Raw genomic sequence first — 13,436 nt, 5'->3', positions numbered from 1 at the left:
CTCTAGTTGATGAACCGCAGGTCGGTGAACCAGCCGGCGGCGATGGCCATCACGTAGAAGTCGGTGAAGGCCAGCGTGCCGAGGGTGATCCAGGCGAGCTGCATGTGCCGGGTGTTCAGCTTGGACACGAACGTCCAGGCCCGGTACCGCACCGGGTGCGCGGAGAAGTGCTTGAGCCGCCCGCCGATGATGTGCCGGCAGGAGTGGCAGGAGATCGTGTACGCCCACAGCATCACCACGTTGACCAGCAGGACGATGTTGCCCAGCCCGAAGCCGAAGCCCTCGGGCGAGTGGAAGGCCAGGACCGCGTCCCAGGTGTTGATCAGCGAGATGATCGCGGCGGCGTAGAAGAAGTAGCGGTGCAGGTTCTGCCCGAGCAGCGGGAACCGGGTCTCCCCGGAGTAGGACTTGTGCCCGTCCGGCACCGCGCAGGCCGGCGGCGACAACCAGAACGACCGGTAGTACGCCTTGCGGTAGTAGTAGCAGGTCAACCGGAACAGCAGCAGGAACGGCAGGGTCAGCGCCGCGTCCGGGATGATCCACCAGCCGGGCAGGAGAGTGCCGAAGTGCGAGGAACCCTCGACACACCGGTCGGTCACACAGGGGGAGTAGAACGGCGTCAGGTAGTGGTACTGGTCCACCCAGTACCACTTGTGCATGAACACCCGGACGGTCGCGTACGCCACCCAGGCGCTGAGCCCGACGACGGTGATCAGGGGGGCGAACCACCAGCGGTCGGTCCGCAACGTCTTCGCCGCGATGGCGGCGCGCGCCCGCGCACCCCGCGGCTTCGTTGCCGTTGATGTCATTCGAGTCGTCTTCCTGACGGGACGGGCCCTCGCGGGCGGGCGGTTCACGTTCCGTGCCGGTCAGTGGACCGGCCGGACCGTGTCCACTGCCGCGTCGTGCGCAAGCAGGCGACCACGCCGGGACATCGGCGCAGCTAAGTGACACACGTTACGCCGATCATCACGGTCGGGCCGCGCAACGCAGTGTCCCGTGTGTCCCGCACCTTGGAAAGACCCGGACCGTGATCAATCCTGACCGGTTGCGGCCAACCGGCTACACCCCCCGGCGGACCAGCGGGAACCGGTCAGCCCGAGGCGCCACCGGTGAAGTTCCACGAGGCCAGCCGCAGCGGTGGTCCCTCCCACCAGCCGCCGTCGGTGCGGTCCGGCTGGCGGACCGGCCGCCGGCCGAGGCCGAGCACCGTGCCCGGCCCCAACGCCCGGGGGTACGACTCGGTGAAGCGGAAGTTCCGCACCGCCCGCACCGGCACACCGTCCTCCACCAGCCACACCCCGTTGCGGGTCAACCCGGTGATCACCAGGCTCAACGGGTCGAGCACCCGGGTGTACCAGAAGTCGCTGACCAGCAGCCCCCGGGTCATCGGGGCGACCAGCGCGGCGGTGTCCGCATCCACCACCGCCCCCGGCACCGGGCCGCCGGTCGGGTCGCCGTCTGTCGCCGGGTCCACCGCCCCGCCGGTCGGGCCGTCGTCGGGTGCCCCGAGCAACCGCAGGTTGCCGGGGACCGGGCCGAAGGTGGATCCGTCGGGCGTCCCGTGCCCGGTCGACGTCGTGCCCGCCGCGACGGCGCTGCGCCGGTCGTGGGCCACCGCACGGGTGGTGCCCGCCTCGACCAGGGTGAGCGCCCGACGCGGGGTGCCCTCCAGGTCGAACGGCAGCGTGCCGGTCGGGTCGTCGACCAGGGTCACCGCCGGATCGAACTGGGCGGTGCCGGGGCGGGCGAACGACTGACGTTCGACGTACCGCTTGCCGTTGAAACCGGACCAGGCGAGATTCTGCAACAGGTCGGCCACGGCGGCCGGTTCGAGTACCACCTCGTACCGGCCCGGGGGCAGCTCGACCGGGTCGGCGGCGGCCCGTGCCTTCGCCGCCGCCCGGACCCCCAGGAGCGTGCCGTCCACCTCGTCGAGGCGACCGGCGCAGAGCCGGGCCACCCCGTCCGCGCCGCCCGTGCGGGCGATGCCGTCCATCGCCGCCTCGGTGGTGCGCCCCTGCGCCGACTGGCCGGCCGAGTTGGCGAACGCCCCCGACCGGTAGGAGGTGCGGCAGTAGCCGGCTGCCTCCAGCCCGCCCACCGCGTCGACGAAGGCCCGGACCCGGTCGGCGCGGTCCGCCGGCTCGGCGTAGGCGGTCGCCTCGTCGAGCAGGCCGTTGGAGTGGACCGCCGACGGTGGGGTCAGCCCCGGCCAGGCCGGGTCGGGCGGGCAGAGCCGGGCCGCGGCGAGGGTCCGCCCGACCAGGGCGCGCAGCCCGTCCGGGTCGACCAGGCTGCCGCCACCGGTGGCCGTGCGGCCGTCGACGTGCACCCGCAGCCGCACCGTCACCTGAGACCCGGCGACGTTCTGGTGGATGAACGAGTTGGCGAACCGGGTCAGCGCCAGGTCGTGCCGGACGACGATGGCCTCGGCCTCGGCGGCCGGCCCGGCGAGCTGGTGGACCAGCTCCACCACCCGGGCGGCGACGTCCAGCTCGGTCGCCCCGGCGTCCCGCAGGCCGGTCATGCCCGTACCCCCACCCGGACGCCCCGGAACCGGGCCGGTGCGGCCGGATGGCCGGTGTGCCCGATCTGGCCGGGCTGGCCCTTGCCGCAGTTCGGGGTGCCCCACGGGACGATCTCGGAGGAGAGCATGTCCATCGACCGCCAGAACAGCGGCCCGATGCCGGTGTAGGTGGGGTTGCGCAGCATCCGGCCGCGCCGGCCGTTGCGCACCTCCCAGGCGATCTCGCAGCCGAACTGGAAGTTGAGCCGCCGGTCGTCGATCGACCAGGACCGGTTGACGTCCATCAGCACCCCGTCGTCGGTCGCCGCGATGATCTCGTCGAGGGTGTGCGGGCCGGGTTCCAGGCCCACGTTGGTCATCCGCACCATCGGCAGCCGGGCCCAGCCGTCGGCGCGTACGCTGCCGCCGTGGTCCAGGCCGGCGACGGCGGCCGAGTCCCGGCCGGCGAGCACCCCGACCCAGCGGCCTTCGCGTACCGCGTCGCGTTTGACCGCCGGGGAGCCCTCGTCGTCGAAGCCGAAGCTGCCCAGCGCGCCGGGGATCGTCGGGTCGATGGTGACGTTCATCAGCTCGGAGCCGTAGCGCAGCGAGCCGAGCTGGGCCAGGTCGAGCCAGGAGGTGCCGGCGAACGCCGCCTCCCAGCCGAGGATGCGGTCCAGCTCGATGGCGTGCCCGACCGACTCGTGGATCTGCAACGCGAGCTGCTCGTCGCCGAGGATCAGGTCGGTCTCGCCGGCCGGGCACTCCGGGGCGGTGAGCAGCGCCCGGGACTCGTCGGCGATCCGGGCGGCGTGCCCGGTCAGATCCAGCGACTCGACCAGCTCCCAGCCGGTGGTGCCGTACTGGCCCCGGTAGCTCGGCCAGGAGCGGCGCTGGGTCTCGTGCTCGCCGATCGAGGTGGCCGAGATGCCGCCGCCGCACTCGCGGATGTGCTGGTCGATGCGGTGCCCCTCGCTGGAGACGAACCACTTGCGGGTGTCCCAGACCTGGTAGAGCCCCTGGGCCAGGTCGGCCCCCTGCCCGCGGGCCGCCTCGGTGGCCCGGACCAGCAGGTCGCCCTTGTCGGACAGGGCCACCCCGAGCGGATCGACGGCGCAGTCGGAGGCCCAGCTCGCCACCACCGGCTCGGCCGGGGTCAGCGTGATCGGCGGGCCGGGCACCCGGGCGCTCGCGGCGGCGACCTGCGCGGCCCGCCGGCCGGCTTCGCGCGCCGCCGCGTCGGACAGCTCGGGTACGGCGTGGAAGCCCCACCCCGACCCGACCAGCGCGCGCACCCCCAGGCCGAGGCTCTCGTCCTGGGTCAGCTCCTCGATGTCGCCGTTGCGCGCGGACATCGACTCGTAGCGCAGGTGCATCACCCGGGCGTCGGCATACCGGGCGCCCGCGTCGAGGGCGGCCTGCACGGCGGCGGCTGCGGCATCGAACTCGGTCATGGACCGACCCTAGCGAGCCGACCGACATCCGTCAGGGCACCAGCTCCTCCGGGCGGATCGTGGCCTGCACCGGCTCAAGCAGGCGCAGGGTTTCTCCGCGTTTGGTGGCGGAGTGTTCCGTGTAGTGGCGGCCCCGCCGACGGTAGAGGCGTAGCGTGCCGGTCTTCTGCTCCACCAGCAGGTACCACTCGATGCCGGCTGCCGCGTAGTAGTGCATCTTCAGGACCTTGTCGGTGGACGCGTTGCTCGGCGAGATGATCTCGCAGATGAGGTGCACTTCAGCTGCCTCGATCATGAGCACGTCCAGATTCACCGGGTCGGTGATGATGAGGTCGGGGATGGGGATGCGGCCGGGCCGGAGTCGAACGTTCACCGCCTCCAGCAGTTCCAGACCGACCTTCTCGGCCGCCGGTTCGAGTATGTTGCCCAGTTTGCGCGAGATGCGCTGGTGGCGGGGGGTGGGGGCTGGGGTCACGTGGAGGCTCCCGTCGAAGAGTTCGACGCGTTGGGACGTCTCATCGAGGGAGAGGTACTCCTCTTCGGTCCACGGTCCGTCGTGGCCGAACACCGCTGCGGTCATGGTCGGTCACCTCCACCTCGTGTCGCCGGGCATCCTCCATCGGGCACCATGGCCATGGTCGCACCCCGGGTGCGACAGGCGGGTGACGACACCGCACGGCGACGCGGGGCCGCGACGGCGGGCGCGCTGGTTCGGGCGGGGCGGCCGGGGCGCGCGGTGGGGTCATCGGGTCGTTACGCTGTGGTCCGCTGTCAGCTCACGGTCCGTAGCTTATTTTCAGCCTCGGCTCTTTGTTGTAGGTTCCCTACAACCCGAGGGAGGCGGTCGTGGACAGTCCGCAAGCAGCGCCGCCCGGTCCGCCGGACGCCGGCCCGGCCGTGCCGGGACAGCGCGTCGGCGACGAGCCGTACCTGCGGGTGGACGACCTGCGGGTGCGGTTCGACACCGCCGACGGTGTGGTGCGCGCGGTCGACGGGGTGTCCTTCACCGTCCGGCGCGGCCGGACGCTCGGCATCGTCGGCGAGTCGGGCTCCGGCAAGAGCGTCACCTCGCTGGCCGTCCTCGGCCTGCACGACCCCCGGCGCAGCACCGTCACCGGCGCGATCACCGTCGGCGGCCGGCAACTCGTCGGCCTCCCCGAGGACCGGATGCGCCGGCTGCGCGGCCGGGACGTGGCGATGATCTTCCAGGATCCGCTCTCCGCGCTGCACCCCTACTACACCGTGGGGCGGCAGATCGCGGAGGCGTACCGGGTGCACCACCCCCGGGCGGGGCGGCGGGCGGCACGGGCCCGTGCCGTGGACATGCTCGACCGGGTGGGCATCCCGCAGCCGGCCCGCCGTCACGACCAGTACCCGCACGAGTTCTCCGGCGGCATGCGGCAGCGGGCGATGATCGCGATGGCGCTGGTCAACGACCCGGCGCTGATCATCGCCGACGAGCCGACCACCGCCCTGGACGTGACGGTGCAGGCGCAGATCCTCGATCTGCTCGCCGACCTCCAGGCCGAGTTCCACACCGCGATCGTGCTGATCACCCACGACCTGGGGGTGGTCGCCCAGGTCGCCGACGACGTGCTGGTGATGTACGCCGGTCGGGTGGTCGAGCAGGGCAGCGCGGCACAGGTGCTCCGCCGGGCGCAGCACCCGTACACCTGGGGACTGCTCTCCAGCGTGCCGTCGCTGCACGGCGACCCGGACGCGGACCTGGTGCCCATCCCGGGCAACCCGCCCTCCCTGATCCACCTGCCCCCCGGCTGCGCGTTCCACCCGCGCTGCCGGTACGCCGGCGACCGCTCCCGCGCAGAGGTGCCGCGCCTCGTCCCGACCGGCGCGGACGGTCACCTGGTCGCCTGCCACCTCCCCCCCGACGAGCGCACCCGCCTGGCAGCCGGGGCTTTGAGCGAGAGGCGGCTGCCATGAGCGCGAGGAACGTAGCGCAGCGGAGTCCCGCAGTCGCTGGCGAGAGGCGGCTGCCATGAGCGCGAGAAACGTAGCGCAGCGGAGTCCCGCAGTCGCGGGCGAGAGGCGGCTGCCATGAGCGCGGCCGAGCCGTTGTTGCGGGTGCGGGGGCTGACCAAGCACTTCCCGGTACGTAGCGGCCTGCGGTCCCGGGGGCTGGTGCGGGCCGTCGACGGGCTCGACTTCGACGTGCGGCCCGGCGAGACGTTGGGGCTCGTGGGGGAGTCCGGCTGCGGTAAGAGCACCACCGGCCGGATGCTGGTCCGGCTGCTGGAGCCGACCGCCGGGACGATCGAGTTCGCCGGCCGGGACATCACCCACGCCCGTCGGCGTGAGCTGCGCCCGCTGCGGCAGGACCTCCAGATCATCTTCCAGGACCCGTACGCCTCGCTGAACCCCCGGCACACCGTCGGGCGGATCGTGGCGATGCCGTTGCAGGTCAACGGGATCGACCCACCCGGCGGGGTGAAGGCGCGGGTCCGGGAACTGCTGGAACTGGTCGGGCTCAATCCGGAGCACTACAACCGGTACCCGCACGAGTTCTCCGGTGGGCAGCGGCAACGGATCGGGATCGCCCGCGCGCTGGCCCTGCGACCCAGGCTGATCGTCGCCGACGAGCCGGTCTCCGCCCTCGACGTCTCGATCCAGGCACAGGTGGTGAACCTGCTGCGGGACCTGCAACGCGACCTCGGCCTGGCGTTCGTGTTCATCGCGCACGACCTGGCCGTGGTGCGGCACTTCTGCCAACGGGTCGCGGTGATGTACCTGGGCCGGATCGTGGAGATCGGCGACCGGGACGACATCTACCAGCGACCCCGGCACCCGTACACCCGGGCGTTGCTGTCGGCGATCCCGGACGTGGGCACGCTCGGCCCGGCCGGGCGGATCAGGTTGGCCGGGGAGGTGCCGACGCCGCTGGACCCGCCGTCGGGGTGCCGGTTCCGTACCCGGTGCCCCCGGGCGCAGGAGGTGTGCGCCCGCGAGGAGCCGACGCTGGTGGCCCGCGACGAGGCCCGGCAGGCGGCCGCCTGCCACTTCCCGGAGGCCGGACCGCCGACCCCGTCCCACCCGGGCGCGGCCGGTCCGGGCGGTGCCGTCGTGGACGCGACGCCTGCGGGCGACGGTGCGGGTCGGCTGGACGGGAACGCCGGGGAGGTGGCGCGATGAGTGTGTCCCCGGTCGATCCGGCGGCGCTGGCCGAAGCCGAGACCGGGACGGGGCCGGGTGGCGACCGGTCCGGGCCCGGGTTCGTCGGACGCTCGCCCGGACAGCTCGCCTGGGCCCGGCTGCGGCGCGACCGGACCGGGCTGTTCAGCGGTGCGCTGCTGGTCTTCTTCGTGCTGGTGGCGCTCGCCGTCCCGCTGATCGAGTGGGCGTACGGGGTCGGACCCCGGGAGCAGTTCCAGTCCCGGTTGGACGGGTTCGGGATGCCGCTCGGTTATGCCGGCGGGGTGACCGGGGAACACTGGTTCGGGCTGGAGCCGGGGCTGGGCCGGGACATCTTCATCCGGCTGGTGCACGGGCTGCGTACCTCACTGTTCATCGCCGTGGCGGCGGCGGTGACCACGGCGGTGATCGGTGTCGTGCTGGGCACCGTCGCCGGCTACCTGGGCGGCTGGGTGGACGCGGTGGTCAACTGGGTCACCGACCTGACCCTGGCGATGCCGTTCCTGATCATCGCGTTGGCGTTGACGCCGACCCTCGCGCTGCGCTTCTACGGCCAGCGGGACGAGGTGCCGGCCGCGTTCCAGATCGGGGTGCTGATCGCCGTCTTCGCGTTGTTCGGCTGGACGAGCACCGCCCGGCTGGTGCGCGGGCAGGTGATCGCGCTGCGCGAGCGGGAGTTCGTGGAGGCGGCGCGGGCCAGCGGCGCGGGGCTGGGACACATGCTGTTCCGGCAACTGCTGCCCAACCTCTGGGCGCCGATCCTGGTGTCCTTCTCGCTGGCGGTGCCGGCGTACGTCACCGGCGAGGCGGCGTTGTCGTTCATCGGGGTCGGGTTGACCGACGCCACCCCCAGCTTCGGCCGGATGATCTACCGCAGCCTGGACTACCTCCAGACCGACCCGGCGTACGTCTTCTTCCCCGGCGTCACGATCTTTGCGCTCGTGTTCGCCTTCAACCTCTTCGGTGACGCGTTGCGCGACGCGCTCGACCCGAAGTCGTCCCGGTAGGAGGGTGCGGCGGTGGCGCGGTTCCTGGTCAAGCGGCTCTTCTCGGCGACGTTGACGCTCTTCGCGGTGAGCGTGCTCAGCTTCCTGATGTTCTTCGCCCTGCCCCGGGACCCGGTCACCGGCATGTGCCCGAAGAACTGCAACCCGGAACGGTTGGAACGGGTCCGTCAGGAGTTGGGCCTGCGCGACCCGCTGATCAGCCAGTACGCCGGCTACATGAAGGGCATCGTCACCGGCCGGGACCTCGGCAGCACCCAGGGTGGCCGGTGCGACGCGCCCTGCCTGGGCTGGTCGTACGTGTCCAACGAGGCGGTCAGCGACACCATCTCCCGGGTGCTGCCGGTGACGTTGAGCATCGTCGTCCCGGCGGCGGTGCTGTGGCTGCTGCTCGGGGTGGGCCTGGGTGTGGTGTCGGCGCTGCGCCGGGGCACCTGGCTGGACCGGGCGGCGATCGGCTTCTCACTGACCGGGGCGTCGTTGCAGCTGTACTTCGTGGGGGCGGTGCTGCTGCTGGTGTTCGTCTACACGCTGCGCTGGCTGCCGGTGCCCAGCTACACGCCGCTGCTGGACGACCCGGTGCGCTGGGCCAGTGGCCTGGTGCTGGCCTGGCTGGCGCTGGCGTTCCTCTTCTCCGCCATCTACGCCCGGCTGTCCCGGGCGCAGATGCTGGAGACGCTGTCCGAGGACTTCGTCCGCACCGCGCGGGCCAAGGGCCTGTCCCAACCCACGGTGTACGGCCGGCACGCGCTGCGCGCGGCGATCACCCCGGTGGTGACCATCGCCGGCCTGGACGTCGGCGGCGCGCTCGGCGGCACGGTGATCACCGAGACCACCTTCGGCCTCAACGGCATGGGGCGCACGGCGGTCGACGCGGTGCGCGCCGGTGACCTGCCCACCATCATGGCGACCGTGCTGATCGCGGCGGTCTTCGTGGTGCTGGCGAACGTGCTGGTGGACCTGCTGTACGCGGCGATCGACCCCCGGGTACGGCTGCGCTGAGCCGGCGGGCGGCCTGTCGGGTGCAGCGCACCCGGCCCGCCGGGCGACAAGAGTTGTCGACATCTGTTAGACAGTCCGAAGTTTTTCTTCTTGACGATCCTCGGGACGTCGGCGTTCACGCCCGACGGTGACGGGGTGGAGGAGGTAGGAATGCGACCACGCGCAGCAGCCGCCGCAGGCGGCGCGATCGCCCTGGTGGTGGCGTTGGGGGCCTGCTCGGAGAACACGGGCGAAGGCACCACCGTGGACACCGGCCGGCAGCAGACCGGGGTGATCGCCACCGACCCGAAGGACTCGCAGGGCCCCGCCGCCGAGGTGGCCGGCGCGGCGAAGGGCGGCACCTTCACCGTCATCCGGGAGACGCCCATCTCCCACCTGGACCCGCAGCGGACGTACTCCTTCGCCGGGCTGATGGCCAACCCGCTCTTCGCCCGCTACCTGACCACCTGGAAGGACGACGGCAAGGGTGGCCTGGTCCTGGTCGGTGACCTGGCGCAGACCCCCGGCAACAACGTCAACAGCGACTGCCGGGTCTGGGAGTTCACCGTCAAGGACGGGGTCAAGTTCGAGGACGGCAGCCCGATCACGTCCAAGGAGATCGCGTACGGCATCGCCCGCTCCTTCGACCCCGACCTGACCGGCGGCCCCACCTACCTGCAGGAGTGGCTGGCCGACAGCCCGCAGTACGACACGAAGTGGGACTTCGCGAAGAACAGGACGTCGCTGCCGCCGGGCCTGACCACCCCGGACGCCAAGACGGTGCGGTTCGAGTTCGCCAAGCCCCGCTGCGACCTGCCGTTCGCGGTCTCGCTGCCGACGACCGCGCCACTGCGGCCGGACCGGGACACCGGGGTCAACCTGGACCAGAAGCCGTTCTCCTCCGGACCGTACAAGATCGCCAAGAACCAGGCCGGGGTGCAACTCACCCTGGACCGCAACCCGCACTGGGACGCCGCCACCGACCCGGTCCGCCACCAGTATCCGGACCAGTTCGTCTGGACCTTCGGGCCGACACCCGACGCGGCCGTCAACCGGGTGATCGCCGACAACGGCACCGACCAGAGCGCGCTGGCCTGGAACTACGTGCCCGCCTCGCTGGTCGCGCGGGTCGCCCAGGACCAGGCCCTCAAGGCGCGGAGCATCCTGTCCCCGACGCCGAGCGCCAACCAGTTGGTGATCAACAACCAGCGGGTGACCGACCTCGCGGTCCGGCGGGCGCTCAACTACGCCATCGACCGGGACGGCCTGGTCAAGGCCCTCGGTGGGCAGACCGTCGCCCAGCCGATGACCACCCTGATGCCGCCGTCCACCATCGGCTACCAGGCGTACGACGCCTACCCGGCCGGTGCCAACGGCGACGTCGACAAGGCCAAGGAACTGCTCGGCGGGAAAACCCCGGAGCTGGTCCTCGGGGTGGCCGACAGCGCCACCGAACAGCAGATCGGCACCCAGCTCAAGGGCAACCTGGAACGCGCCGGCTTCAAGATCACTGTGCGGAACATCCCGGACGACGCGAAGCTCGACGAGATCAAGAAGAAGAACAACCCGTGGGACCTCTACATCGGCAACTGGGCCGCCGACTGGCCCAGCGGCGCGTCGATCCTGCCGGTGCTCTACGACGGCCGCACCATCAAGGCCGAGGGCAACAGCAACCAGGCGTACTTCAACGACCCGGCGGTCAACGCCGAGATCGACCGGATCCAGGCGATGCCCCCGGCCGACCAGGGGCCCGAGTGGGGCAAGCTCGACCAGCGGATCATGACCGAGTACGCCCCGGTGGTGCCGCTCTTCGTCGACGTGGCCTACACGGTCCACGGGTCCAAGGCCGGCGGGGTCTTCATCTCCAGCGTCTTCGGCTACCCGTCCTTCGTCAACGCCCACGTCAAACAGTGACGCCACCCTGAGCCGGCGGGCTCCCTCCCCGGTCGGCGTCGGGAGGGAGCCCGTCGGCGCTCGTGGGCGCGCTGAGTGGTAATGGCGGCGTCCGTCGAAGCTTGTACGACTCGTACGATTTGCGCAATTGTTGACATGAGCGAGCCCGCCGCCAGCTCGGGCCGCTCCGAACCGCGAAGGTGGTTGCACTTTTTTCACTTCAGGGGATGATGGTGATGGCGTCGAACGGTAGGGAGGGGCTATGGCTGCGGAAGCGATCATGCCGGGGGACAGCGAACGCCATTCGCTTACCGAGTTGGTCAGCCTGCTCCACGACGGCTCGGGGGCTTTGGCGGTAACCCGTGGTGGGGTGCAGGTCGAGGTGTCGTCGTCCGTGCGGGACGTGTTGACCCGGATCGCCGATGTCCTGGCCTCCGGTCGGGGGGTGGCAATCGTGCCGGTGGACCGGGAGTTGACGACCACCGAGGCAGCGGGGTTGCTCGGAGTGTCCCGTCCCACCCTGATCAAACTGCTGGAGGCCGGCGAGATCGGCTATTCGCGGCCGAACTCGTCGCGCCGGATCCCGCTTGACCAGGTTCTGGCCTATCGGGATCGGCGTGGGCAGGCCCGGCGGGCGCTCCTCGACGAGTTGACTGCAGACGCGGTCGAGATGGGCATGTACGGACAGCCCGCACCGGTCGAGACGGATGACGCGGCCTGACGGGTGACGACGATCGCGGTCCTGGACGCCAACGTTCTGATCCCCAACGCACTGTGCGACTTCCTGTTGCGGCTGGCTGAGGAAGACCTCTATCAACCGCGCTGGTCACCGGCCATTCTTGCGGAGGTCCGACGACACGTGCCGGTGCCGGCAGCCGCGATCGACCGGCGAATCGCGTTCATGAACGCGGCCTTCGAGGACGCATTGGTCACCGGCTACGAGCACCTGATCGACCAGATGCGCAACGACCCCAAGGACCGGCACGTGCTGGCCGCTGCGGTGGCAACCGGAGCAGACTCGATCATCACCTGCAACCTGCGGGACTTCCCCCTCGCCGCCTGCGAACCCCACGGGGTGGTCGCCGAACACCCCGACACCGTTCTCCTCGATCTGTGGGCCCGTGAGCCGCGAACCCTGCTGCGGATTCTCGGCGAGCAGGCGGCCGGCACGGGCCGACGTGGTCGTCAGTTGACGGCCCACCAGGTATTGGACTACCTGGCCAGCGCAGGCGCACGACGCTTCGCCGCGACGGTCCGACGAAGCATGCCACCCATGGACGGCCCTGTGGCGGCGGGGGAATCGCCCCCTCGCGCCCTGATCGGTGAGTAGTGGGATCCCGAACGGAGGCACATGGCGTCAAGAGACTACTCGGGCGGGGTGTTGTAGCGGTCGAGCGTCGTCTTGGACGTCGAAGCGTCCTGGAAGGTCAGCTCCCAGGGGCCCGTGTTGACGTCCATGTCCTTGCCGAACCCGACCCACTTCCCCGCCATCCGCCGGCCGGTCGGCTCCACCAGCAGTTGGATCGCGCCGTGGTAGCGGGCTCCCCGGTAGTGGCCGGCGGGGTCGGTCTGCTCCACCCAGGTGCCGGTGACGACGGCACCGTCCACGCTGAGATCCAGCGACAGCGACGAGGCCGCCGAGCCGGGCAGGCTGCGCACGGTCAACCGGTCACCGTGCTGGAGCACGACCACGAAGTGCTGCCCGGCGAAGGACTCGCCCCGGCTGCTGGAGTGGTATTGATAGCGGCTCAGCCACACCCCCTCGTGTGACCCGTGCACGGCGGCTGATCTGGGCGCCGGGGTGGCCAGGTCGCCCATGGGCGAGGTGAGGCCGTTGCCGCCGTGGGGATCATCCACCGCGCCGCCGTCCGGCATCGCGGCGAAACCGAGCAGTGTGATGGGCAGGCCGGTGACGACCTCCAACGCGCGGGCGTAGAGGGGCCGAGGGGCGGCGATCACCCCGGCCTCCCAGCGTTGGACGAGTCGCTTGTTGGCGTCATTGGGCTCGCCGACGCGGTGGCCGGCTGCTTGGAGCGCACGGGCGAAGTCGTCCTGGCTCATCCGCATCCTGGTCCGGACCGTACGCAGCGTGATGTTGGGGGCAGCCATGCCGGTCACCGTACCGCTCTGTCGCCTTAATGTCGTCCCCTAAGTGACCCTATTGTCACTCCTTATGCCGCCGCGCATGGCGACACTCCAGCGTCAATCTATGAAGCACGCGTTGGCATGAGCTTGCCGCCGCGATGTTGATGGGGGTGACGATGAAGCGTCGTGGCGACGGGTCGACGACGGGCCGGGGCGAGCAGATCGACGCCGCCGAGCGGGAGGCGGCGCGGCAGCGGATTCTGGCGCAGGCCGAGGCGGAGCGGATACCCGTAGAGGAGACGACCAGGGCAGTGCCGGATCGGCGGTGACGCGGTGGCGGTGACTCCCTGCCGATCGGTCGGC

The 13,436-nt window shown here is 71.1% G+C and carries 13 protein-coding genes; 8 read left to right on the top strand and 5 right to left on the bottom strand.

Going from position 1 to position 13,436, the window contains the following annotated elements; genetic code table 11:
• Positions 1–2 precede the first annotated feature (2 nt).
• From ACQP2H_RS26390 to ACQP2H_RS26375, 4 genes are all read right to left on the bottom strand, one after another.
• Positions 3–809, bottom strand: coding sequence for a hypothetical protein (locus ACQP2H_RS26390; protein ID WP_204957815.1), 807 nt, complete (start codon positions 807–809; stop codon positions 3–5).
• Between the two features lie 284 nt (positions 810–1,093).
• Complete coding sequence (locus ACQP2H_RS26385) at positions 1,094–2,530, bottom strand: TldD/PmbA family protein (protein ID WP_433229289.1); 1,437 nt, start codon at positions 2,528–2,530, stop codon at positions 1,094–1,096.
• Positions 2,527–3,963 carry a TldD/PmbA family protein gene (locus ACQP2H_RS26380; RefSeq protein WP_357535174.1) on the bottom strand — a complete coding sequence of 479 codons (1,437 nt, stop codon included), beginning with the start codon at positions 3,961–3,963 and terminating at the stop codon, positions 2,527–2,529. The genes ACQP2H_RS26385 and ACQP2H_RS26380 overlap by 4 nt, the downstream gene beginning before the upstream one ends.
• 31 nt (positions 3,964–3,994) lie before the next feature.
• On the bottom strand, positions 3,995–4,543 hold the full coding sequence (locus ACQP2H_RS26375) for a Uma2 family endonuclease (protein WP_433229287.1): 549 nt from the start codon (positions 4,541–4,543) through the stop codon (positions 3,995–3,997).
• 317 nt (positions 4,544–4,860) lie between these two features.
• Here ACQP2H_RS26375 and ACQP2H_RS26370 point away from each other — a divergent pair, with 317 nt between their 5' ends.
• The 7 genes from ACQP2H_RS26370 to ACQP2H_RS26340 all read left to right on the top strand — a co-directional run bounded on the left by ACQP2H_RS26370 (position 4,861) and on the right by ACQP2H_RS26340 (position 12,318).
• Positions 4,861–5,904 carry an ABC transporter ATP-binding protein gene (locus tag ACQP2H_RS26370; RefSeq protein ID WP_357535289.1) on the top strand — a complete coding sequence of 348 codons (1,044 nt, stop codon included), beginning with the start codon at positions 4,861–4,863 and terminating at the stop codon, positions 5,902–5,904.
• A 114-nt stretch (positions 5,905–6,018) separates the two neighbouring features.
• Entirely contained in the window at positions 6,019–7,110 is a 1,092-nt protein-coding gene (locus ACQP2H_RS26365; RefSeq protein WP_433229285.1) for an ABC transporter ATP-binding protein, read from the top strand.
• Positions 7,107–8,117 carry an ABC transporter permease gene (locus ACQP2H_RS26360; RefSeq protein ID WP_357535168.1) on the top strand — a complete coding sequence of 337 codons (1,011 nt, stop codon included), beginning with the start codon at positions 7,107–7,109 and terminating at the stop codon, positions 8,115–8,117. Before ACQP2H_RS26365 ends, ACQP2H_RS26360 begins: the two co-directional genes overlap by 4 nt.
• 12 nt (positions 8,118–8,129) lie before the next feature.
• Complete coding sequence (locus tag ACQP2H_RS26355) at positions 8,130–9,116, top strand: ABC transporter permease (RefSeq protein WP_433229283.1); 987 nt, start codon at positions 8,130–8,132, stop codon at positions 9,114–9,116.
• Positions 9,117–9,266: 150 nt separating this feature from the next.
• Entirely contained in the window at positions 9,267–11,009 is a 1,743-nt protein-coding gene (locus tag ACQP2H_RS26350; RefSeq protein WP_357535165.1) for an ABC transporter substrate-binding protein, read from the top strand.
• A gap of 241 nt (positions 11,010–11,250) precedes the next feature.
• A complete protein-coding gene (locus ACQP2H_RS26345) occupies positions 11,251–11,709 on the top strand; it encodes an excisionase family DNA-binding protein (RefSeq protein ID WP_357535163.1) in 459 nt (152 codons plus the stop codon).
• Between the two features lie 3 nt (positions 11,710–11,712).
• On the top strand, positions 11,713–12,318 hold the full coding sequence (locus ACQP2H_RS26340; protein ID WP_219464620.1) for a PIN domain-containing protein: 606 nt from the start codon (positions 11,713–11,715) through the stop codon (positions 12,316–12,318).
• 35 nt (positions 12,319–12,353) lie between these two features.
• Here the strand turns inward: ACQP2H_RS26340 and ACQP2H_RS26335 are convergent, their stop codons facing one another.
• The gene (locus tag ACQP2H_RS26335; protein WP_433229279.1) at positions 12,354–13,097 is read right to left on the bottom strand and encodes a helix-turn-helix domain-containing protein; all 744 of its coding nucleotides are present in this window, start codon (positions 13,095–13,097) and stop codon (positions 12,354–12,356) included.
• A 146-nt stretch (positions 13,098–13,243) separates the two neighbouring features.
• On the opposite strand from ACQP2H_RS26335, the gene ACQP2H_RS26330 reads away from it, so the two are divergent.
• Complete coding sequence (locus tag ACQP2H_RS26330) at positions 13,244–13,402, top strand: hypothetical protein (protein WP_433233774.1); 159 nt, start codon at positions 13,244–13,246, stop codon at positions 13,400–13,402.
• Positions 13,403–13,436: the final 34 nt, after the last annotated feature.

Origin of the sequence: Micromonospora sp. CA-248260 (assembly GCF_050942205.1) — a bacterium.
GTDB classification, from domain to species: Bacteria; Actinomycetota; Actinomycetes; order Mycobacteriales; family Micromonosporaceae; genus Micromonospora; species Micromonospora antibiotica.
The sequence above is the reverse complement of the archived record's forward strand: the minus strand, read 5'-3'. Positions and strand labels throughout refer to the sequence as shown.

What these genes read in the sequence shown, in the direction of transcription:
- ACQP2H_RS26385 (WP_433229289.1), bottom strand. Translation starts at nt 2,530, where the DNA reads ATGACCGGCCTGCGGGACGCCGGGGCGACCGAGCTGGACGTCGCCGCC.
- ACQP2H_RS26365 (WP_433229285.1), top strand. Translation starts at nt 6,019, where the DNA reads ATGAGCGCGGCCGAGCCGTTGTTGCGGGTGCGGGGGCTGACCAAGCAC.
- ACQP2H_RS26335 (WP_433229279.1), bottom strand. Translation starts at nt 13,097, where the DNA reads ATGGCTGCCCCCAACATCACGCTGCGTACGGTCCGGACCAGGATGCGG.
- ACQP2H_RS26390 (WP_204957815.1), bottom strand. Translation starts at nt 809, where the DNA reads ATGACATCAACGGCAACGAAGCCGCGGGGTGCGCGGGCGCGCGCCGCC.
- ACQP2H_RS26345 (WP_357535163.1), top strand. Translation starts at nt 11,251, where the DNA reads ATGGCTGCGGAAGCGATCATGCCGGGGGACAGCGAACGCCATTCGCTT.
- ACQP2H_RS26350 (WP_357535165.1), top strand. Translation starts at nt 9,267, where the DNA reads ATGCGACCACGCGCAGCAGCCGCCGCAGGCGGCGCGATCGCCCTGGTG.
- ACQP2H_RS26360 (WP_357535168.1), top strand. Translation starts at nt 7,107, where the DNA reads ATGAGTGTGTCCCCGGTCGATCCGGCGGCGCTGGCCGAAGCCGAGACC.
- ACQP2H_RS26375 (WP_433229287.1), bottom strand. Translation starts at nt 4,543, where the DNA reads ATGACCGCAGCGGTGTTCGGCCACGACGGACCGTGGACCGAAGAGGAG.
- ACQP2H_RS26380 (WP_357535174.1), bottom strand. Translation starts at nt 3,963, where the DNA reads ATGACCGAGTTCGATGCCGCAGCCGCCGCCGTGCAGGCCGCCCTCGAC.